Below are 20,233 nucleotides of genomic sequence, written 5' to 3' on the forward strand. Positions count from 1 at the left end.
TGACGGGCGCTCAACGGCGCAGTAGCCCTGTCGCCAGTCGGGATGCCCCGGACCGCCAAGCCTCGCTAACACTCCCGCAAGCCCTCAAACCAAAACAGGGGGCAGCAACGATGGGCGATGACTCAACAGCCCAGATGCCATCCGACCCTCACGGGCCGGACAACATCAAGGGTCCACCAATGAGCGACGGTCAGCACCACCCACCCCGCCGCGACATCCTGCTTTTGATCTGGGTCACTGCTCCGGGGCATAAGCGCTGGATAGGCTCTGGGGATGGACGCTTGGGTTGGGCATGAGGTGCCGTCGTTGCCGGGGACGCCGCCTGCGTTGCGGCTCTACGACTCGGCGCGGCGCGACGTGTTTCCGAGCGAGCCGGCCGACGCCGCGACCATGTACGTCTGTGGCATCACGCCCTACGACGCGACCCACCTCGGGCACGCCGCCACGATGATCACCTTTGACCTGGTGCAGCGGCTGTGGCGCGACGCCGGGCGCTCGGTGACCTACGTGCAGAACGTCACCGACATCGACGATCCGCTGCTGGAACGGGCGACCCGCGACGGCGAGGACTGGATCGTGCTGGCGATGCGCGAGACGGCGCTGTTCCGCGAGGACATGGAGGCGCTGCGGATCATCCCGCCGGCCCACTACGTCGGCGCGGTCGAGTCGATCCCCGACATCGCCGCCCACGTCCGCGAGCTGCTCGCCGCCGACGCCGCTTACACCCTTCCCGACGGTACGGGCGACGTGTACTTCAAGGTGGCGGCGGCCCCGTCCTTCGGCTACGAGTCGCATCTGAGCCGCGACGAGATGCGCCGGCTGTCGGCCGAGCGCGGCGGCGACCCCGATCGCGACGGCAAGCTCGACCCGCTCGACCCGCTGCTGTGGCGCGGCGCCCGCGACGGCGAACCGGCCTGGGACGGCGGCGACCTCGGCCCCGGGCGGCCCGGCTGGCACATCGAATGCGCCACGATCGCGCTCGGCCTGCTCGGCTCCACCATCGACGTGCAGGGCGGCGGCAACGACCTGCTCTACCCGCACCACGAGTGCTCGGCCGCGCACGCCGAGACGCTGACCGGGTCGCGGCCGTTCGCCCGGCACTTCGTGCACGCCGGCATGATCGGCCTGGACGGCGAGAAGATGTCCAAGTCCAAGGGCAACCTGGTCTTCGTCTCCCGGCTGCGCGGCGACGGCGTCGACCCGATGGCGCTGCGGCTGGGGCTGCTGTCCGGGCACTACCGCTCGGACCGCGAGTGGACCGACGACGTCCTCAAGACCGGTCAGGAGCGGCTGGCGCGGTGGCGCACGGCCGCGTCGGCGACCGCCGGGCCGTCGGGCGCGGGGCTGCTGGCGGCGGTACGCGAGGCGCTGACCAACGACCTCGACGCTCCCGCCGCGCTGGCCCTCGTGGACGCCTGGGCCGAGGCGGCCGTGATCGGCGCCGGCGACGACCCGTCCGCGCCCGCCCTGATCGCCCAGACCGTCGACGCCCTGCTCGGCGTCCGTCTCTAGGCCAGGGCGAAACCCGGGTCGGGGTCGGGGTCCGGGGTGGGCGCGGGGATGCGATAGTCCTCGGTCAGCGTGGTCATCGGCCCCGGCCAGGTCGCCTGGGCCACCTCGATCGGCTTGCGGGTCTCGTCGAACGCCACGTGCAGCAGGTGCAGCACCGGCGTGTCCGGGCGGATCTGCAGGATCTCGGCCTCCTCGCGGCTCGGCTGGCGGGCGCTGATCGTGTCCGTCGCCGAGGCGTAGCGGCGGGCCAGCGCCTCCTCCGCCTCCTGGTAGAGCGGCCGCCCGAACGCCTCGCGCCGTTCCAGCGACGTGCCGGTGGCGTCCTTGAGACGGAACCAGGAGGCGCCGACCTCGACCGTGGCGTCGTCGGTGCGTACCACGTGCCGGCGGACCAGCATGTCGGTGCCGTCGCGGATCCCGAACGCGTCCGCCACCTCCGGGGGAGCGGGCTCCCGGCCGACCGCCACCAGCTGCTGGCGGTAGCGGGCGGCGAGGTCGGCGTGGTAACCGCGATGGGCGCCGTAGCGGCCGCGGGCCAGCCGGTTGAGGCGGCGGCGGGTGCCGCGGACGTACGTGCCCGAGCCCGGCTTGGTGATCAGGATGCCCTCGACCCGCAGCTGGTCGACGGTCCGCTGCACTGTCTGCTTAGCCACGCCGAACATCTCGGCCATGGCCGGGATCGAGGGCAGGCGTTCGCCCGGCTGCCAGTCACCGCGGCGGATGCGTTCCTTGAGCTGCGCCGCGATCTGCCGATGGGGAAACTCGGCGGCGCCCGGGTTGATCGTCATCGCGTACCTCCAGACCCTAGGTTCCTAGGATGCATCAGCGACTGTGCCCGGCCCGGCAGCGACACGCCCGGGCGCGTCTGGGAAGCTCTCCGGCGTGGGAGCCTTGCGCTTGATTCTTCTGTACGTGCACCTGATCGGATTCGCGCTGCTGCTGGGTGGCCTGGTCACGCAGTACCTGAGCGGCACCGTGCGGATCAACAAGGCGGTGCTCTGGGGCTCGATCGTGCAGCTCCTGAGCGGCATCGGCCTGGCCGCACCGCTGCGCGGGGGCGGTGACCACGAGCCCGACCCCATCAAGCTGGTCGTCAAGCTGGTGATCGCTCTGATGATCTTCGTGATGGTGTTCGTGCCCCGCAAACGGGAGACGGTCGCCAAGGGTCACTTCTTCGCCATCGTCGGCCTGACCCTGGCCAACGCGGCGGTCGCGGTCTTCTGGCGCTGAATCCCGCTTGCCCCTCCGCGGGCGCGGGCGCGATTGTCTATCGCATGCTGCTTCCGGAAGTCCTCGCCTATTACGAGCGCGGCGGCGAGACCGTCCGCCTGTCGGCCGGTGTCGGGCGTCTCGAGTTCCTGCGTACCTGGGACATCCTGACCCGGATCCTGCCGCCGCCACCCGCGGTGATCGTCGACGTCGGCGGGGCCACCGGTGTGTACGCGGGCCCGCTCGCGCACGCCGGCTACCAGGTGACAGTGGTCGACCCGGTGCCGTCGCACGTCTCCGCGTCGGCGGCTCGGCCCGGCGTGACGGCCGTGCTGGGTGACGCCCGCGCGCTGCCGTTCGATCCCGCGTCGGCCGACGCCGTCCTGCTGATGGGCCCGCTCTACCACCTGCTCGACCCGGCCGTCCGGGCCTTGGCGTGGCGGGAGGCCGTGCGGGTCGCGCGCCCGGGTGGTGTGGTGGCCGGGGCGACGATCGCCCGGCACGCGCCGCTGCTCGACATCGTGTCGCGTGGCCTGTTCGGCGAGGCCGAGACCCGGGAGATCACGCTGGCCGACGTCGCGCACGGCCGGCACGTCAGCCCGCCCGGCCGCCCGTTCTTCACCACGGCCTACTTCCACGCCCCCGGGGAGCCGGCCGCGGAGGCGTCGGCGGCCGGCCTGACCAGGGTACGGACGCTCGCGGTGGAAGGTCCGGTCTGGCCCATGACCGACCGGGTGACCGAGCTGCTGGCCGACCCGGTGACGTCGGCCGAGCTCCTGGCCGCCCTCCGTGGCGTGGAGGAGGAGCCGTCCCTGCTGGGCGCGTCCAGCCACCTGTTGACATTTGGCACGCCCGCGTCGGCTGTATCGCAATCTGCGGTATAGCAAGTACGTCCGCTTGGCCGCATACTGAGTGCACCGTCACGAATAGGGGTCCGTGGACGAAGGAAGCGGCGCCCAGCTGCCACTGAGCGCCGCCTCGGGCATCCGACCCCGGAGAGGGGAAGGGATGTGCCCACTCAAATCCCATCCTTCTCCTCCTTTCCGGGTCGATGCAAGACCCGTCGGGAAGGAGGTGAAGCAGATGACCGTCTACTACCGAAGCCGCCGCGTGGTGATCACGGAAAAGCTGGTCAAGGTCAGGATCGACCGTGGCTGGCAGCTCTGGGTCATCGCCGAGCTCAACGGCTTCTCCGTGGTCCACGACGATCCGCCGTGGACCACGGGAATGTGGGCGCTGGGCTCGTCCGCCATCGTCGTCGGCCTGCTGGCCACCCAGCTCGGCGGCTGGGCGTTGCCGCTGGCCCTGGTGGTCTTCGCACTGGCGACCGCCGTCGCGATCATCGAGCGCCGGCGCGCCCGGGCCAGCTCGTGCTCCCAGCTCCAGGCCGGCTACAAGGGCACCGGTGTGGTCGTGTTCGAGCTGCCTCGGCCGGAGTTCGACGCGGCCTGCCGAGGCTTGATCCGAGCCATCGAACGAAACGAAGACGCGAAGTCTTAACCATCCCCGACCGATCGAGCCTGCCACGGTGGTGTACCTTCCGTGTCTGCGGTATAGCTGATAGAGGTACAGCAGGCTCACTGACAGTTATTGAGCGTTGTGGAGGCACAGAGCCGTGTCCGGGCGGGCCGAACACCCAGCCGTCAGCCGATGGCGAGTCCGGCACGCCCTACGGCACGCGCGCGACGCCAAGGGTCTGACCCAGACCGAGGTCGCCACCGCGATGGAGTGGTCGCTCTCCAAGGTGCAGCGCATCGAGCTGGGCGAGGTCAACATTGCTTCGACGGACTTGCGATCCGTCCTGGAACTGCTCGACATCACCGACCCGGACACGGTCAGCGGCCTGCTCGATGAGGCCCGGGTTTCGCGGCGTGAACGGTACGTGGTCGACGCCGACCTGCGTGAGCACCTGACGCCATCCACCCTGCAGATGCTGCAGTTCGCCGCGGTCGCTGACGCGGCACAGTGGTTTCTGACCTACGTGATTCCAGGCTTCCTTCAGACGCCCGCATACACCGAGGCAGTTCTGCGGTTCCTCGAACCGCGGATCGCGGACGACAAGCTCAAGGCTCACCTGGACTCGCGGGCTCAGTGGCGCCGGGACACTACCGACTCGGGAGATCCCCCCGAGCTTGAAGTTGTCATCTACGAGCCGTTGCTGATGATGAACGTGGGTGGCGCCGAGATCATGGCGGAGCAGCTTCGTGAGCTGGTCGTGTCCGCGCGCCGTGGCAATCTCAAGCTGCGCGTGCTCCCGATGGAATCGGGTCTGATGACCGGATTCGGCTCCTTCGGCCTGCTGCGGCTCGATCGAGGCCTCTATTCGGGCGAGGTGCTCTACCGTGAGTTGGCGGAGACCGATAGCCTGGTCGACGATCTTGAGGTGTTGGAACTACACCGCGACGTGTTCGTTAGGACCTGGGCAAGCTCTCTGCCCGAGGAGAAGTCGGTCAAACGGATCATCGCCGAGGCCGCCGCTCTTGATGCACAGTGAGGAACGAGATTAAGTTGCAAACCACAACGAAGTGGACAAAGAGCACCTATTGCTCAAGTGGGGGATGTGTCGAAGTAGCGGCAGGGCCGGACTTCGTCGCCATGCGTGATGGCAAGCGTCCAGAAGACGGGGTGTTGCAGCTGTCACGCAGTGACTGGCGTGGATTCCTCGAGGCCATCCAGGCGGGCGACTTCACTCGCTGAAGTAGTCCCCTCGCGCGCGTCGGCCCTGGTGCCGGCGCGCTTTTCCGTCTCCTGAGTATTCGTTAAGGAGGCTAGGTCAAGTACTCTGACCACGAAGCGAGGGGGAGGTTCCCATGGCGGCATCCGAGAACCTGAAGTGGGAACGGAGCAGCTTCTGCGCGAACGGAACTTGCGCCGAGGTCGCTTCCGACGGCGAGTTCGTCTATCTCCGGAACAGCCAGGAACCCGGCACGGTGATCAAGCTGGACCGTGCGGAGTGGGCCGCGTTCCGGGCCGCCATCGTCGACGGCCAGTTCTGAAACGGTCCTACCAGGAGCCAGCGGTGGGGCCGGCTGAACCGCCGCGGCGGCGCAGGTATTTTTCGAACTCGCTGGCGATCTCGTCGCCGGTCAGCGGTTTGATGCCCGCATCACCGACGCGTTCCTCCAGCTCGCGGACGTATTCGCCCAGTTCGGCGTCCTGTTCGGCGGCCGCTCGGACGCGCTTCTCCCACTCGTCCGCCTCCTCGGCCATCTCGGCCATCGGCACCGGCAGGTCGAGGACGTCCTCGAGGCGGTGCAGCAGGGCCAGCGTCCCCTTGGGACAGGGCGGATTGTTGGCGTAGTGCGGCACATGCACCCAGAACGACAGCGCGTCGACCTCGGCTCGGCCGCAAGCCTCCTGGAGGACGCCGACGATGCCGGTCGGGCCGTCGTAGCGGGTGGGGGCCACCTGGTATTTCGTGGCGATGTCGGGGCGGGACGCCGAGCCGCTGATCGGCAGCGGACGCGTATAGGGGACGTCGGCCAGCAGGGCACCGAGCAGGACGATGCGTTCGACCTCGAGGCTGTGGCAGATCTCCAGGACCTGCTCGCAGAAGGTGCGCCACCTCATGCTCGGCTCAATGCCCCGGATCAGGACAACGTCACGGTCGGCCCCGGGCGGGCTGGCCTGCATGAACCTGGTTGTCGGCCACTCGATCGAGCGGGTCTCGCCCTCGGTCATGGTGACCGTGGGCCGGCTCACCTGAAAGTCGTAGAACTCCTCGGGATCGATGCTCGCGATCTCGCGCGCCTCCCACACCTGCTCGAGATGCTCGACGGCCGCGGTGGACGCGTCGGCAGCGTCGTTCCAGCCCTCGAACGCCGCGATCGCCACCGGGGACCGCAGCACGGGCAGGCCGTCGAACTCGCTCACGGTCTCCACCTTCCGCCGTACGTACCCTCAGAGCCTACGTGCCCCGCCGGAAGCGCACCCGGCGGCCGCGCCGTCGGCCGCCGAGCCCGCACGGCGAGAGCCCCATCACAGAGGTAGCCCAGAGCGGTGTGCGAGTCGGCACCGGGGCTCCGCCCCCAATAATCTGACAAGGTGCCGAACACAGACCTCCTCTCCGCGCTGTCCCGCCGTGTCCTCGTGGCCGACGGGGCGATGGGCACGATGCTGCAGGCCGCGAACCTGAGCGTGGAGGAGGACTTCCAGGGGCTCGAGGGCTGCAACGAGATCCTCAACGTCACCCGGCCGGACGTCATCGCCGGTGTGCACGAGGCTTATCTGGCCGCCGGCGCCGACTGCGTCGAGACCAACACCTTCGGGGCGAACGCCAGCAATCTCGGCGACTACGACATCCACGACCGGATCCGCGAGCTGGCGGAGGCGGGCGCGCGGATCGCGCGGGAGGCGGCCGATCGGTTCACGACCGAGGAGCAGCCGAGGTACGTGCTGGGTTCGGTCGGCCCGGGTACGAAGCTGCCTACGCTCGGCCACACGTCGTACTCCGTGCTGCGCGACGCATACCACGAGACCGCCGCCGGCCTGGTCCTCGGCGGGGCCGACGCGGTGCTCATCGAGACCTGTCAGGACCTGCTGCAGACCAAGGCGGCCGTGGTCGGGGCGCACCGGGCGATGGCCGAGGCCGGCCGCACCGTCCCGATCATCACGCACGTGACCGTGGAGACCACCGGCACGATGCTGCTGGGCAGCGAGATCGGTGCCGCGCTGACCGCGCTGGAGCCGCTGGGCATCGACCTGATCGGGCTCAACTGCGCGACCGGGCCGGCCGAGATGACCGAGCACCTGCGCTACCTCGCGCAGAACGCGCGCGTACCCCTCTCGGTCATGCCCAATGCGGGCCTGCCGGTCCTCGCCGCCGGCGGCGCCTACTACCCCCTGACCCCGGAGGAACTGGCCGAGGCGCTCGGGCGGTTCGTGCGGGAGTACGGCGTGTCGCTGGTCGGCGGCTGCTGCGGGACGACGCCCGAGCACATCGCCAAGGTGGTTCAGGAGGTGCGGGGCGCGACGGCTTCTCCGCGTACGCCGGAGCACGCGCCCAGCGTGTCGTCGATCTACCACGAGGCGCCGTTCCGGCAGGACGCCGGCGTGCTGATGATCGGTGAACGGACCAACGCCAACGGCTCCAAGGCGTTCCGCGAGCCGATGCTGGCCGGGGACTGGCAGGCCTGCGTCGAGATCGCCCGTGGCCAGGCCCGGGACGGTTCGCATCTGCTCGACCTGTGCGTCGACTACGTTGGCCGCGACGGTACGCAGGACATGCGCGAGCTGGCCGGCCGGTTCGCCACCGCGTCCACGCTGCCGGTGATGCTCGACTCGACCGAGCCGCAGGTGGTCGAAGCGGGGCTGGAGATGCTGGGCGGCCGCTGCGTGGTCAACTCGGTCAACTACGAGGACGGCGACGGCCCGGGCTCGCGGTTCGCCCGGATGATGCCGATCGTCAAGGAGCACGGCGCTGCGGTGGTCGCGCTGACCATCGACGAGGAGGGCCAGGCCCGCACCGCGGGGTGGAAGGTGCGCGTGGCGTCCCGGCTGATCGACGCGCTGACCGGCGAGTGGGACATGAACCGGTCCGACATCCTGGTCGACGCGCTGACCTTCCCGATCGCCACCGGTCAGGAGGAGACCCGCCGCGACGCCCTGGAGACGATCGAGGCGATCCGGCGGATCACCGAGCTCTACCCGGGCGTCAACTTCACGCTGGGCGTCTCCAACGTCTCGTTCGGCCTCAACCCGGCGGCCCGCCAGGTGCTCAACTCGGTCTTCCTGAACGAGTGCGCCGAGGCGGGCATGACCAGCGCGATCGTGCACGCCAGCAAGATCCTGCCGATGTCGCGGATCCCGGACGAGCAGCGTGAGGTCGCGCTCGACATGGTCTACGACCGGCGGCGCGAGGGCTACGACCCGCTGCACAAGTTCATGGCCCTGTTCGAGGGGGTCGACGTGGCGTCGGCCCGCGAGACCCGCGCCCAGGAACTGGCCGCGCTGCCGCTGGACGAGCGGCTCAAGCGGCGCATCGTCGACGGCGAGCGCAACGGCCTGGAAACCGACCTGGACAGCGCCCTGGAGACCAGCTCGGCGCTGGCCATCGTCAACGACGTACTGCTCGACGGCATGAAAACGGTCGGTGAGCTGTTCGGCTCCGGTCAGATGCAGCTGCCGTTCGTGCTCCAGTCGGCCGAGGTGATGAAGGCCGCGGTGGCGTACCTCGAACCGCACATGGACAAGAACGAGGACGAGGCCGGCAAGGGCCGCATCGTGCTGGCCACGGTCAAGGGCGACGTGCACGACATCGGCAAGAACCTGGTCGACATCATCCTCAGCAACAACGGCTACGAGGTCGTCAACATCGGCATCAAGCAGCCGATCAACGCGATCATCGAGGCGGCCCAGGAGCACAAGGCGGACGCCATCGGCATGTCCGGCCTGCTGGTCAAGAGCACTGTCGTGATGAAGGACAACCTGCAAGAGATCGCTTCGCGGGGGCTGGCCGACAAGTTCCCGGTGATGCTGGGCGGGGCTGCGCTGACCCGGTCGTACGTCGAGGATGATCTTCGATCCCAGTACGCCGGTGAGGTGCACTACGCGCGGGACGCCTTCGAGGGGCTCTCCCTGATGGACAAGCTGATGACGGCCAAGCGTGGCGGCGCCACGGTCATCGACCCCGAGCGTGAGGCGGCGCTGGCGGCCCGGCGGGCGCGGCGCGAGCGGCAGCGGGCCCTGGTGACCGAGAACCTGCCGTCGCTCGACGACACCTCGGTCCGCTCGGACGTGGCGACCGGCATCGCGATCCCCAAGCCGCCGTTCTTCGGCACCCGGGTCGTCAAGGGGGTGCCCCTGGCCGACTACGCGGCCCTGCTGGACGAGCGGGCCACGTTCCTCGGGCAGTGGGGGCTCAAGGGGTCGCGCGGCGGTCAGGGCCCGTCGTACGAGGAACTGGTCGAGACCGAGGGCCGGCCGCGGCTGCGCTACTGGCTGGACAGGCTGATCTCCGACAAGGTGCTCGAGGCGTCGGTGGTGTATGGCTACTTCCCGGCCTACTCGGAGGGCAACACACTGGTCGTCCTGGACGAGAACGGCGCGGCGGAACGGGCCCGGTTCACCTTCCCGCGGCAGCGGCAGGAGCGCCGGCTGTGCCTGGCCGACTTCTTCGCCCCGCGTACCCAGGGCGAACTCGATGTCGTGGCCTTGCAACTGGTGACGGTCGGCCAGCCGGTCAGCGAATACACCGCCAAGCTGTTCGCGGCCGACGAGTACCGCGACTATCTCGAGGTCCACGGCCTGTCCGTGCAGCTCACCGAGGCCCTGGCCGAGTATTGGCACCGCCGCGTGCGCTCCGAACTGACTTTCGCCGACGGCACGACGGTCGCCACCGGTGACCCCGGCGACCTGGCCGGCATCCTGAAGAACGACTACCGCGGCTGCCGTTACGCGTTCGGCTACCCGGCCTGCCCCGACCTGGAGGACCGCGCCAAAATGGTCGACCTCCTCGACGCCTCCCGCATCGGTGTGACCTTGTCCGAGGAGTTCCAGCTCGCACCCGAACAATCCACCGACGCGATCATCGTCCACCACCCGGACGCCAACTACTTCAACGCCAAGTAGCCGCCACACCTCCGCCCCAGACCCCACGGGGCGGTGGTCGCGTTGGCTGGGAGCGTCACCGTTGTGTGCCTGGGGCACGTGGCGCAACGTGCGCCCGCCCCAGCGGGTTGGTGGCTGACGCCGCCAACCCGCAGCGCAGAAGCCTTACCAGCGACTGATGTCCGGCTGGAGATGCCGGGCGGCATTCCGCTGGTCCAGCCACTTCAAAATCGCCTCGGTTGTTTCCCGCGGCTTCTCCTGCTGGATCCAATGACCGCAGTCGAGACTGACCACCTCCACGTTCGGCACGAATTCTGTCAGTCTTTCGGCCCGCGCGACCGTGTCGCGGTCGCCGTAGATCATGAGGGTGGGCTGTCGGATGATCGGGTCCACGTCCGCCAGCAGGCGCCAGTTGCGGTCCAGGTTTCGGTACCAGTTGATTCCGCCGGTGAACCCGGTCGACTCGAATGCGGAGACGAAGACAGCCAATTCGCTGTCACTCATGACGGGGTCGCCGAGTGGGGTTTCCGCTCTGGCGAGGTTGATGAACGCGTTGCCCGGCTGAGGCTCGGCGAGGGGCACGTTCTTCCGGTACAGGTTCCGGAGGAATTGGAACGCGTTCTCCTCGAACACGGCGTCCGCGACGCCCGGCTGCCGGTTGAAGTGGATGAAGTAGAAGTCGGCGCCGAGCACGGCCTCCATGGCCTCGATCCAGGGCATCTCGCCGCGCTCCTGGTAGGGCACGCTCAGCGCTACCACGCCGTTGACCCGGTTCGGGTGCAGCAGGGACAGGCCCCAGACGACGAATGCGCCCCAGTCATGGCCGACGAAGGTGGCATCCGCGTAGCCGTAGTGGTCGAGGAGGGCGACGAGGTCACCCGACAGGTGCTCGATGCCGTAGTCCGTCACTTCGGCGGGCCGCGACGAGTTCCCGTAGCCCCGCTGGTTCGGGACGATGACGTGGTAGCCCGCGGCGGCCAGGGCCGGCACCTGATAACGCCAGGAGAATGCGTGCTCCGGCCAGCCGTGACAGAGCACGATGGGGTTCCCCGCGTTCTGCCGGCCGGCTTCGAAGACTTCCAGTTCCACATCGTTGACCGAAATGCGGGTGGGCTCGGGAAAATCGGTTGTCATGCCGGTATCTTGCGGACCGATACCGGTCACCTCCTGACCGGTTTTGGTGGAAGTGTGGTCCGGGTGCGAGCCGACCGGTTGATGGCCATTCTCTTCTTGCTGCAACACCGTGAACAGGTGACGGCGGCGGAGGTCGCCCGGGAAGTGGAGGTCTCCGAGCGCACCGCCCGCCGCGACCTCGACGCGCTCGCCATGGCGGGGGTGCCGGTGTACTCCGTGCAGGGCCGCCGCGGCGGCTGGCGCCTCGTCGGCGGCGCCCGCACCGACCTGTCCGGGTTGACCGCGGGTGAGGCCCGCGCCCTGTTCCTGGCCGCCGGCCCGGCCTCGTCGGTGACGCCGGCCTTGAAAGCGGCGCTGCGCAAGCTCGTCCATGCCCTGCCGGAGCCGTTCCGGGCACAGGCCGAGGCGGCGGCGTCGTCGCTCGTCACGGACCCGCAACGATGGGGCTCGAGCCGGGTCGAGCCCCGACCGCCTCGCTTCCTCGAGGAGCTCCAGGACGCGGTGATCCGCGGTGTCCAGGTGCGGCTCGGCTATGTCGACCGCGCAGGCATCGAAACCGAGCGAACCGTCCAGCCGCTGGGCATCGTCGCCAAAGCCCCGTCGTGGTACCTCGTCTCCGGCACCGAGGCCGGTCGGCGGACCTTCCGGATCGACCGCGTATCGGTCGTCGACCCGACCGGCGATCCCGTGCACCGGCCCGACGACTTCGACCTGGCCGAGAGCTGGCGCGCGATCGCGGACGAGGTCGAACGCAAGCGAACACCCGTCGAGGCCCGGGCGATGTGCGCGGCACACGCGATAGACGTGCTGCGCATGGGGTTCGGCGCTCGACTCGACGTGGGCGGTTCCACGACCGACGGCCGCATCGAGATCGTGATCCGCGGCAACGACGAATACAAACTCGCCGGCGAACTTGCCGGCCTGGTCGAATACCTCGAGGTGACCGGCCCGACGCGGGTGCGGGACCACCTGGCCTCGATCGGCGACGCGCTCGCCGAGCGATACGGCTCAGACCGGCACGGACGTCCTACGGCGGAACGATAGCCGAGGTCATCAGGCTTCTGCGCCACGCCACGGGGTGACGCGGTCACGGATGCTGTCGAGCACCCCCTCCGCCGCCCATGCGGCGGCGTCGGCGATGTCTCGCCCGTCCATGCCGAACTCGCGGCGGAACGTCACCCAGGTCCCAACGGAGTCGAGGTGCGACAGCGCCGCGATGACCGCCCTGCGCTGCGTGGCGTCGAGGGACGGCACCTCGGCATCCAGCAGCCGCTCGAGCTGCGCCCGGCCGGGCGCCGGCGACGCGCCGCTCACTCCGCGCATCGCCGTCTCGGCGACGACGTGCGCGAGTTCGGGCCGCGCGTCGTACCGCTGCATCGCGTCGCGGATCGCGAGGGGGATGTCGAAGATCGAATGCGACTCCTCGCGGGCGAACAGCGTCGCCTCGATCCAGGCCGCGGTCGCCAGCAGGAGGTCGACGCGGGTGGGATAGTTGCGGAACACCGTGCGCTCGGCGATGCCGGCCCGGCGCGCGATGACCCGGTACGACACGTCGTCGCTGCCGACCTCCTCGATCAGTTCGGCGTAGGCGGCGAGGATCGCCGCTTGCGTGCCGCTCAGCGCCGGGCCGGCCGTCGACCCGGTCACGGCTCCGCCCACGTCGCTTCGGGCAATCTCGCGAGCACCGTGCCCACGGCGTGGTCGAACGCGTCGCAGATCTCGCCGGCATCCAGGTCGAAGCCCGTGCGCAGGCGCGCCCAGAACATCGCCGACGAGAAGTAGCGCAGGGATGCCGCGACCCGCCGCCGATCCCGTCGGTTGAGCGTCGGCGCCGCCACGTCGAGCATCGCCTCGATCGCACGCGTGATGTAGGCCGGCTCGGCGCCGAGCGTCGGCGAGATCGCGGACGCCCGTGCGCCGACGTACGCGTACGCGGGTGACGCGTCGAAGGCGCGGAAGCGCTCGTGCACGGCGGCGCGGAAATCGGACACGGTCACGAACGGCGGCAGAGGGAAGCGGGTCTGCTCGATCCAGTTCGAGAGCGCGGCGAGCAGGTGGGCACGCGTGGGGTACTGGCGGTAGATCGTGCGCTCCGAGATGCCGACCTCGTCGGCGAGCGCACGATAGGAGATGTCGTCGAACGTGCGCTCGCGCAGCAGTACCGCGGCGCTCGCGAGAATCGCGGTCGCGGTGTCGACCGGCTCCTCCATCACGTCTCCCTCTTCGGGGCGGCCGCTCACTGCGGGGGCCCGGTGACTTCCGGCGGGAGGACGTAGCGATCGGAGTCGTCGAGCGTGAGCGCCAGCGACGAGACGTACTGGACCTCGCCGTGTGGTCCTCTCTCGGCCGAGGCCAGCATATCCGGCCGCTCGAAGGTGTACCCGGTGACGTGGCAGCGGAGCCGCTCGCCCGAAGGATTGCCGTGCTCGTCGAACCGTGGGGAGTCGATGCCGTCGGAGCGGCGGCGCAGGTAGTAGCGCCCTCGCGTGGCGAGGGCCGTGGCCGGCGTGGCCACGATCGCGACGCCGATCGCGATGAGCACCGAGAACGGCTTGACGGCGGCGCCGAGCAGCCCGGCGAACGCGAGCAGCGACAGCACCGAGGCGAGCCCCACCGACACGAGCCCGACCGGGTTCCAGTCGTGCAGCATGCCGCGGCGGAACTCGGGGAACCGCGGCGAAATGCGCAGTATCCACTTGTTGATCGCGATGTCGGTGGCGATCGTCACGAGCCACGCCATGACGACATTCGCGTAGAGGCTCAGCACGAAGGAGATGAGGGTGAAGACGTCCAGCATCATGAGCACGTAGGCGATCACGAGGTTGAACAGGACGAAGACCGTGCGACCAGGGTAGTGCTTCGCCATCCGGGTGAAGACATTCGACCACGCGAGCGATCCCGAGTACGCGTTCGTCACGTTGATCTTCACCTGCGCGACCACGATGAGCACCAGGGCGAGAACGATCGCGAGCCAGTCGGGGACGAGGATCCGGTACATCTCGACGAATTGTCTGACCGGTTCGGCCGCCTGGTGCCCGAGAGTGGGTTCGACCCGAACCAGGAGGTAGACCGCGAGAAACACGCCGATCACCTGCTTGGTGCCGCTGAAGACGACCCAGCCCGGGCCGGCGAACGCGAACGACGTCCACCACGAGCGGGCGTTCGACGGCGTGCGTGGCGGCATGGCGCGGATGTAGTCGATCTGCTCCGCCAGTTGAGGGGTCAGGGCGAAGCACACGGCCGCACTCGAGACCACGGCGCCGAGGCTGATCGAGCCACCGGAGTCGCCGGTGAACGAGGTGAAGGCGCGCACCGCCCCGGGGTCGGAAACGACGATCCACAGCAGCGGCAGCAGGGCGAGGGCGAGCCACAGGGGTGTGGTCCAGAATTGCAGGCGCTCCAGCGCACGCATGCCGTAGATGACGATCGGGATCACGACGACGGTCGAGATGAGATAGCCGAGCCACAGCGGCGTCCCCGTCGCCATCTTCAGCCCCTGCGCCATGATCGCGCCCTCCAGAGCGAAGAAGATGCAGGTGAAGCCGGCGAAGACGATGGTCGTGATGATCGAGCCGTAGTAGCCGAATCCCGCGCCACGGGCGATGAGGTCGAGGTCGAGGTTGTAGCGGGCGGCGTAGTAGGCGACGGGCACGCCCACGATGACGATGACGACCGACGCGAACACGATGCCGAGTACGGCGTTGGTGGTGCCGTGATCGATGCCGATGCTCGCGCCGATCGAGAAGTCGGCGAGGAACGCGATGGACCCGAGGGCGGTCGCACCGACGGAGGCCGCGCTCCATCGCCGGAACGTGCGCGGCACATAGCGGAAGGCGTAGTCCTCCAGGCTGTCCTCTGCGGCCGCGCGAGCGTTGTCCGTCGACACAGTGGCATCCCCTAAGGCACCTTGCGTTGGGGCATCGTCGCTGTCCGGTGTTTCGACGGCATTGCGGGCGTGGGTCATGCCGGCTCAGATCACCATGGCGGCTCGCACGGTGGAGGTGGCGGCCTTGCCGCCCTCTCCGGTCTGTGTGACGAGGCCCGAGGCGAGCACGACGTAGTGGTCGGCGGCCTCCAGGGCGAAGCCGATGTGCTGCTCGACGAGCAGCACGTTGATGCCCTCCCCGGCCAGCTGCATGATGGTCTGCTCGATCTCGGCGACGATCGTGGGCTGGATGCCCTCGGTCGGCTCGTCAAGGATCAGCAGCTTCGGCTCGGTGATGAGGGCGCGGGCGATCGCGAGTTGCTGGCGCTGCCCGCCGGAGAGCAGGCCTGCCTTCCGGGCGGCGAACTGCTTCAGTGCGGGGAAGCGAGCCATCTGCGCGTCGATGAGGGCCTTGCCACCCCGGCGCCCGTCGGCGACCAGTTGCAGATTCTCCAGCGTGGTGAGCTGGCCGAACGACTGCTGACCCTGCGGCACGTACGCCATGCCGCGAGCGACGCGCTGGTTGGGGGCGAGCGACGTGACGTCCTCACCGTCGAACAACACGCGGCCCTTCGACGGCTTGATGAGGCCGATCGCGAGACGCAGCAGGGTCGTCTTGCCGGCGCCGTTGTGGCCGAGCACGGCCACAACCTTGCCGGACGGCACCGTCACGCCGTGCAGCACCCGCGTACGCCCGTAGCCGGCCTCGATGTCGGTGAGCTCCAGCATGTCAGTCCCCTTTCCGATTCCGCGTCCCGGCCGCCGGTTCGGGCACGACCGACATGGCGGCCGTGGTGGCGGCGCCCGCGGTGCCGAGGTAGACCTCCTGCACCTTGGGATCGGCCTGAACCTCGCCCACCATCCCCTGCGACAGCACCTTGCCCTGGTGCAGCACCGTCACGCGGGTGGCGAAGCGGCGCATGAAGTCCATGTCGTGCTCGACCACGAGCACGATCCGCTTCGCCGCGATGCGCTGCAGAAGCTCGCCGGTCGCGGTGCGCTCGTCCTGGCTCATGCCGGCGACGGGCTCGTCGAGCAGCAGCACCTTCGCGTCCTGCACGAGCAGCATCGCGATCTCCAGCCACTGCTTCTGACCGTGCGACAGGATTCCGGCCCGCGTAGCGAGCTCGCCGGCGAGCCCGGTCTCCTCCAGCACCTGCTCGATCGACACGTCGATGCCACGCCGGGCCCGCAGCAGCGAGGCCGAGGAGCGGTGAAGTCCGGCGGCGATGTCGAGGTTCTGGAGCACGGTGAGCTCCTCGAAGACGCTCGCGGTCTGGAACGTGCGGCCGACGCCGAGGCGGACGATCTTGTGCACCTGTTTTCCGAGCAGCTCGCTCTCGCCGAGCCTGGCCGACCCGGTGGCCCGCACCAGCCCGGTGATGGCGTCGATGCAGGTCGTCTTGCCGGCGCCATTCGGGCCGATGAGGAACCGCACCTCGCCGGGGTGCGCGTCGAAGGAAACGCCGCCGACCGCGACGAAGCCCGAGAATTCGACGTGGAGGTCCGTGACAACAAGCGAAGCGTCGGTCATGACCTCACCTCTTCAAGCTGTGCGGCGGCGATCGCCGGGGTGGGCTGTCGCTCAGGGGTCCGGCGCCTTGCGGCGAACCTGGCCGGCAGCGACGACAGCCCGTTCGGCAGGAAGAGAATGACGACGATGAACAGGAGACCGAGGACGTAGGTCCAGCCTTCGGGCCAGGTCGAGCCGAGGCTCGACTGCCCCCATCCGACCGCCATCGCGCCGAGCGCGGGGCCGAAGAGCGAGGCGCGGCCGCCGAAGGCGACACCCGCGATCATGAGAATCGAAGCGGCGGCGCCGATCTCGGCCGGAGTGATGATGCCGACGATGGGCACGAACATCGCCCCGCCGATGCTTGCCATCAGTGCGGAGACGACGAAGGCGACCAGCTTGACGTTGGCCGGGTCATAGCCGAGGAAGCGTACGCGCTCCTCGGCGTCCCGGACGGCGACCAGCAGCTCACCGAAGCGGCTGTGGTAGAGCTGCCGCACCGCGAGCAGACACACGATGAGCAGCGCAGCTGCGATGACGTACACCATGATCTTGTTTGCCGGGTCGTTCAACACGAAGCCGAAGAAGTACTTGAAGTCGCTGAGCCCGGTGTCGCCGCCGGTCTCGCGGATCGTGGAGCTGATCAGGGTGGCCAGCGCGACGGCGAGCGCCTGCGACAGGATCGCGAAGTACGCGCCCTTCACGCCGCGTTTGAACAGCGCGTAGCCGAGGATGCCGGCCAGGATCACGGGGAGCAGGAGGATCGCCAGCAGAGTGAACACCGTGCTGTGAAACGGCTCCCAGAACGCGGGGAGCGGCGCGAGCGGGTCGTAGAGCACCATGAAACCCGGGACTCGGTCGCCGGCGGTCTCCAACGTGAGGTGCATGGCCATCGAGTAGGCGCCGAGGGCGAAGAACACCCCCTGCCCCATCACGAGCATCCCGCCACGGCCCCACGCCAGGCCGATGCCGACGGCGGCGATGGCCCAGCAGCAGTACTTGCCGAGGTTGTTGAGCCAGTGATCGGAGAGCACGACGGGAGCGACCGCGAGGAGCAGGACCGCGAACAGCCCGATGCCGCTGAGGGAAAGCCATGGCTTCAGCTTGGTCATACCAGACTCCTGGTTCGCACCGTGAACAGGCCCTGCGGGCGCAGTTGCAGGAAGACGATCACGAGGATGAGGGCGAGCACCTGCGCCAAGCTGCCGGTCGTCCAGTAGGCGAAGCACGAGAGGGCGACGCCCACCGCCCACGCGGCGATGACGGTGCCCTTGAGCTGGCCGATGCCGCCGGCGGCGACAACGAGAAAGGCCGGGATGATGTACTGCGCGCCCATCTGCGAGTTCGTGCCGCCGATGAGCGACGCGGCCACTCCGGCGACGCCGGCCAGACCCGACCCGACAAAGAAGGTCAGACGGTCGACCGTACGGGTGGAGATTCCCGTGGTCTCGGCAAGGTCCCGGTTGTGCACGGTCGCCCGGATGCGACGGCCGAACGACGTGTACTTGAGCCAGGCCGCCAGCGCGGCAACGCAGACGACCGCGAGCAGGATGGTGAACAGCTGCCGCAGCGGCCAGTTGTAGCCGAGGCTGTTCAGCTGCCCGTCGAGCCAGCCGGGCTTCTCCACCGGGACGCCCTGGGACGGGAAGATCTGTAGTGCCGCCTGCTGCAGGATCAGGCCGACACCGACGGTGACGAGCAAGGTGTCGAGGGGCCGGCGGTACATCCACTGGATGACGGTGGCCTCCAGCACGAGGCCGAACAGACCGGCGACGACGAACGCGACCGGCAGCGCGACCGGGATCGACAGATCGCTGGAGTGGATGACCTGCTGGACGAGGTAGGCGGTGAAGGCGCCGATCATGAGGAACTCGCCATGGGCCATGTTGATCACGCCCATCTGTCCGAAGGTGAGCGAGAGGCCCAGCGCGGCGAGCAGGAGCAGCGCACCTTGCGCGCTGCCGTTCAGCAGCTGAGGGATCAGTACGTCCACGTGCGTTCGCTCTCTCTGAGAGGGGCGGGCGGTGCGGGGTTGCGTGCCGCGGGCGACACGCAACCCCGCGTCCGTGTGCGGCCGGGCGATCAGCCCGCCGCACCCACGAGCTGCTTGCGGATGTCGGCCGGGAACCAGTCGTAGCCCTCGAGGTACGGGTCGGGCTCGATGAACTTCTCGGAGGCCCAGACGATGTCGAACTGGTTGTTGGCGTTGATCCGGCCGATGTGGCCCGGCTTGGAGATGTGGTGGTTCTCGCCGTCGAGCGTGACCTTGCCCTCCGGTGCGTCGAACGTGATGGTGCCCTTCTTGGCCGCGGCGTTGACCGCGTTGACGTCGAACGAGCCGGCCGCCTCGACGAGGGCCTTGTACAGGTACAGCGAGATGTACGCGGCCTCCATCGGGTCGGAGGTGACGCCGCTGCTCTTGGGGTAGGCCTTCCAGCTCTTGATGAACTTCGGGTTGGTGGGGGTCTCGAGCGACTGGAAGTAGTTCCAGGACGCGTAGTTGCCGGTGACCTCGTGGCCCATGGCCGGCGCCTCCTCCTCGGCGATCGACACCGAGATGATCGGCGTCTTCGCGGGGGTGAGGCCGGCGTCGTAGTAGGCCTTGACGAAGCCGACGTTCGACGAGCCGTTGATGGTGTTGAAGACGAAATCGGGCTTGGCCGCAACGATTTTCGCCACCTGGCTGGTCCAGTCGTCCTTGTCGAGGGGTACATACTCCTCGCCGACGATCTGGATGCCGAGCTTGGCCGCGTAGAGCTTGATGATCGCGTTGGCGGTGCGGGGGAAGACGTAGTCGCTCCCGGCCAGAAACAGCCTCTTCACCCCCTTGGAGGCGAGGAAGTCCATCGCCGGGATGATCTGCTGGTTGGTGGTCGCACCGGTGTAGTAGATGTTCGGCGACGACTCGAGGCCCTCGTACTGCACCGGGTAGAAGAAGAGCCCGTTGAGCTTCTCGACGACCGGCTTCACGGCCTTGCGTGAGGACGAGGTCCAGCCGCCGAAGATCGCGGCGACGCAGTCCTGGGTGAGCAGCTTCTCGGTCTTCTCGGCAAAGGTGGGCCAGTCGGTGGCGCCGTCTTCCTGGACGTACTCGATCTTCTTGCCGAGGATGCCGCCGCCGGTGTTGATCTCGTCGGCGGCCATGTGCAGCACGTTGGAGACGGTCTTCTCAGAGATCGCCATGCCGCCGGTCAGGGAGTTGAGGAAGCCGAGCTTGATGGTGGCACCGGAGGTGTCGACGCAGCTGGCTGCCGCAGCCGACCCGCCGCCGGGCTTGTCGTCGCCGGCTCGGGCGCCGCAGCCGGCGAGCACGAGGACCACAGCCGTCCCGATGGCGCCCGTAGCCACGAGCGCGCGGAGCCGCTTGCTGGTGGTGAACATGTATAGGAACT

Annotated in this window: 20 protein-coding genes; 9 read left to right on the forward strand and 11 right to left on the reverse strand. The window is 68.7% G+C overall.

Annotated elements, in window-relative coordinates; translation table 11 throughout:
* The first annotated feature begins 273 nt into the window (after positions 1-273).
* Positions 274-1,512 carry a cysteine--1-D-myo-inosityl 2-amino-2-deoxy-alpha-D-glucopyranoside ligase gene (mshC, locus tag ACGFIO_RS09815; protein ID WP_392824398.1) on the forward strand — a complete coding sequence of 413 codons (1,239 nt, stop codon included), beginning with the start codon at positions 274-276 and terminating at the stop codon, positions 1,510-1,512.
* Here the strand turns inward: mshC and ACGFIO_RS09820 are convergent.
* Positions 1,509-2,300, reverse strand: coding sequence for a GntR family transcriptional regulator (locus ACGFIO_RS09820; protein ID WP_392824401.1), 792 nt, complete (start codon positions 2,298-2,300; stop codon positions 1,509-1,511). The two genes, mshC and ACGFIO_RS09820, sit on opposite strands and share 4 nt — an antisense overlap.
* A gap of 94 nt (positions 2,301-2,394) precedes the next feature.
* Between ACGFIO_RS09820 and ACGFIO_RS09825 the strand changes: the two genes are divergently transcribed.
* From ACGFIO_RS09825 to ACGFIO_RS09850, 6 genes are all read left to right on the forward strand, one after another.
* On the forward strand, positions 2,395-2,742 hold the full coding sequence (locus ACGFIO_RS09825) for a hypothetical protein (protein WP_392824403.1): 348 nt from the start codon (positions 2,395-2,397) through the stop codon (positions 2,740-2,742).
* Positions 2,743-2,786: 44 nt separating this feature from the next.
* Positions 2,787-3,605 carry a class I SAM-dependent methyltransferase gene (locus tag ACGFIO_RS09830; RefSeq protein WP_392824406.1) on the forward strand — a complete coding sequence of 273 codons (819 nt, stop codon included), beginning with the start codon at positions 2,787-2,789 and terminating at the stop codon, positions 3,603-3,605.
* Positions 3,606-3,804: 199 nt separating this feature from the next.
* On the forward strand, positions 3,805-4,221 hold the full coding sequence (locus ACGFIO_RS09835; RefSeq protein ID WP_392824408.1) for a DUF6232 family protein: 417 nt from the start codon (positions 3,805-3,807) through the stop codon (positions 4,219-4,221).
* A 115-nt stretch (positions 4,222-4,336) separates the two neighbouring features.
* Positions 4,337-5,215: a helix-turn-helix domain-containing protein gene (locus tag ACGFIO_RS09840; RefSeq protein ID WP_392824410.1), complete on the forward strand. Its 879-nt coding sequence runs from the start codon at positions 4,337-4,339 to the stop codon at positions 5,213-5,215.
* A complete protein-coding gene (locus ACGFIO_RS09845; RefSeq protein WP_392824412.1) occupies positions 5,212-5,418 on the forward strand; it encodes a DUF397 domain-containing protein in 207 nt (68 codons plus the stop codon). The genes ACGFIO_RS09840 and ACGFIO_RS09845 overlap by 4 nt, the downstream gene beginning before the upstream one ends.
* Before the next feature lie 113 nt (positions 5,419-5,531).
* Positions 5,532-5,717 carry a DUF397 domain-containing protein gene (locus tag ACGFIO_RS09850; protein WP_392824413.1) on the forward strand — a complete coding sequence of 62 codons (186 nt, stop codon included), beginning with the start codon at positions 5,532-5,534 and terminating at the stop codon, positions 5,715-5,717.
* A 7-nt stretch (positions 5,718-5,724) separates the two neighbouring features.
* Here the strand turns inward: ACGFIO_RS09850 and ACGFIO_RS09855 are convergent, their stop codons facing one another.
* Positions 5,725-6,594 carry a PAC2 family protein gene (locus ACGFIO_RS09855; protein WP_392824416.1) on the reverse strand — a complete coding sequence of 290 codons (870 nt, stop codon included), beginning with the start codon at positions 6,592-6,594 and terminating at the stop codon, positions 5,725-5,727.
* Positions 6,595-6,765: 171 nt separating this feature from the next.
* On the opposite strand from ACGFIO_RS09855, the gene metH reads away from it, so the two are divergent.
* Positions 6,766-10,290, forward strand: coding sequence for a methionine synthase (gene metH, locus ACGFIO_RS09860; RefSeq protein WP_392824419.1), 3,525 nt, complete (start codon positions 6,766-6,768; stop codon positions 10,288-10,290).
* A gap of 144 nt (positions 10,291-10,434) precedes the next feature.
* Here the strand turns inward: metH and ACGFIO_RS09865 are convergent, their stop codons facing one another.
* Positions 10,435-11,511 (reverse strand): alpha/beta fold hydrolase, encoded by a 1,077-nt coding sequence (locus ACGFIO_RS09865; RefSeq protein ID WP_392824421.1) that lies wholly within the window; start codon positions 11,509-11,511, stop codon positions 10,435-10,437.
* A 9-nt stretch (positions 11,512-11,520) separates the two neighbouring features.
* Here ACGFIO_RS09865 and ACGFIO_RS09870 point away from each other — a divergent pair, with 9 nt between their 5' ends.
* Entirely contained in the window at positions 11,521-12,447 is a 927-nt protein-coding gene (locus ACGFIO_RS09870) for a helix-turn-helix transcriptional regulator (protein ID WP_392824423.1), read from the forward strand.
* 9 nt (positions 12,448-12,456) lie between these two features.
* On the opposite strand, the gene ACGFIO_RS09875 is transcribed toward ACGFIO_RS09870, so the two are convergent.
* The 8 genes from ACGFIO_RS09875 to urtA all read right to left on the reverse strand — a co-directional run bounded on the left by ACGFIO_RS09875 (position 12,457) and on the right by urtA (position 20,222).
* Entirely contained in the window at positions 12,457-13,050 is a 594-nt protein-coding gene (locus tag ACGFIO_RS09875; protein ID WP_392824425.1) for a TetR/AcrR family transcriptional regulator, read from the reverse strand.
* Positions 13,047-13,613: a TetR/AcrR family transcriptional regulator gene (locus tag ACGFIO_RS09880; RefSeq protein WP_392824428.1), complete on the reverse strand. Its 567-nt coding sequence runs from the start codon at positions 13,611-13,613 to the stop codon at positions 13,047-13,049. Before ACGFIO_RS09880 ends, ACGFIO_RS09875 begins: the two co-directional genes overlap by 4 nt.
* Before the next feature lie 26 nt (positions 13,614-13,639).
* Positions 13,640-15,289: a purine-cytosine permease family protein gene (locus ACGFIO_RS09885; protein WP_392824429.1), complete on the reverse strand. Its 1,650-nt coding sequence runs from the start codon at positions 15,287-15,289 to the stop codon at positions 13,640-13,642.
* Between the two features lie 84 nt (positions 15,290-15,373).
* Positions 15,374-16,057: an ATP-binding cassette domain-containing protein gene (locus ACGFIO_RS09890; RefSeq protein ID WP_392824432.1), complete on the reverse strand. Its 684-nt coding sequence runs from the start codon at positions 16,055-16,057 to the stop codon at positions 15,374-15,376.
* Position 16,058: 1 nt separating this feature from the next.
* Positions 16,059-16,862 (reverse strand): urea ABC transporter ATP-binding protein UrtD, encoded by an 804-nt coding sequence (urtD, locus tag ACGFIO_RS09895; protein WP_392824435.1) that lies wholly within the window; start codon positions 16,860-16,862, stop codon positions 16,059-16,061.
* Positions 16,859-17,953 (reverse strand): urea ABC transporter permease subunit UrtC, encoded by a 1,095-nt coding sequence (gene urtC / locus ACGFIO_RS09900; protein ID WP_392824437.1) that lies wholly within the window; start codon positions 17,951-17,953, stop codon positions 16,859-16,861. Before urtC ends, urtD begins: the two co-directional genes overlap by 4 nt.
* The gene (gene urtB / locus ACGFIO_RS09905) at positions 17,950-18,834 is read right to left on the reverse strand and encodes an urea ABC transporter permease subunit UrtB (protein ID WP_392824439.1); all 885 of its coding nucleotides are present in this window, start codon (positions 18,832-18,834) and stop codon (positions 17,950-17,952) included. The genes urtC and urtB overlap by 4 nt, the downstream gene beginning before the upstream one ends.
* Before the next feature lie 89 nt (positions 18,835-18,923).
* Complete coding sequence (gene urtA / locus ACGFIO_RS09910; RefSeq protein WP_392824442.1) at positions 18,924-20,222, reverse strand: urea ABC transporter substrate-binding protein; 1,299 nt, start codon at positions 20,220-20,222, stop codon at positions 18,924-18,926.
* Positions 20,223-20,233 lie beyond the last annotated feature (11 nt).

Source organism: Actinoplanes sp. NPDC049265 (genome assembly GCF_043197135.1).
In the GTDB taxonomy this organism is placed as follows: Bacteria; Actinomycetota; Actinomycetes; order Mycobacteriales; family Micromonosporaceae; genus Actinoplanes.

Bases quoted from the DNA above. Each gene is read 5' to 3' on its own strand.
- ACGFIO_RS09820 (WP_392824401.1), bottom strand. From the start codon at position 2,300: ATGACGATCAACCCGGGCGCCGCCGAGTTTCCCCATCGGCAGATCGCG.
- urtC (WP_392824437.1), bottom strand. From the start codon at position 17,953: ATGACCAAGCTGAAGCCATGGCTTTCCCTCAGCGGCATCGGGCTGTTC.
- urtD (WP_392824435.1), bottom strand. From the start codon at position 16,862: ATGACCGACGCTTCGCTTGTTGTCACGGACCTCCACGTCGAATTCTCG.
- ACGFIO_RS09880 (WP_392824428.1), bottom strand. From the start codon at position 13,613: ATGGAGGAGCCGGTCGACACCGCGACCGCGATTCTCGCGAGCGCCGCG.
- ACGFIO_RS09890 (WP_392824432.1), bottom strand. From the start codon at position 16,057: ATGCTGGAGCTCACCGACATCGAGGCCGGCTACGGGCGTACGCGGGTG.
- ACGFIO_RS09830 (WP_392824406.1), top strand. From the start codon at position 2,787: ATGCTGCTTCCGGAAGTCCTCGCCTATTACGAGCGCGGCGGCGAGACC.
- urtA (WP_392824442.1), bottom strand. From the start codon at position 20,222: ATGTTCACCACCAGCAAGCGGCTCCGCGCGCTCGTGGCTACGGGCGCC.
- ACGFIO_RS09835 (WP_392824408.1), top strand. From the start codon at position 3,805: ATGACCGTCTACTACCGAAGCCGCCGCGTGGTGATCACGGAAAAGCTG.
- mshC (WP_392824398.1), top strand. From the start codon at position 274: ATGGACGCTTGGGTTGGGCATGAGGTGCCGTCGTTGCCGGGGACGCCG.
- ACGFIO_RS09850 (WP_392824413.1), top strand. From the start codon at position 5,532: ATGGCGGCATCCGAGAACCTGAAGTGGGAACGGAGCAGCTTCTGCGCG.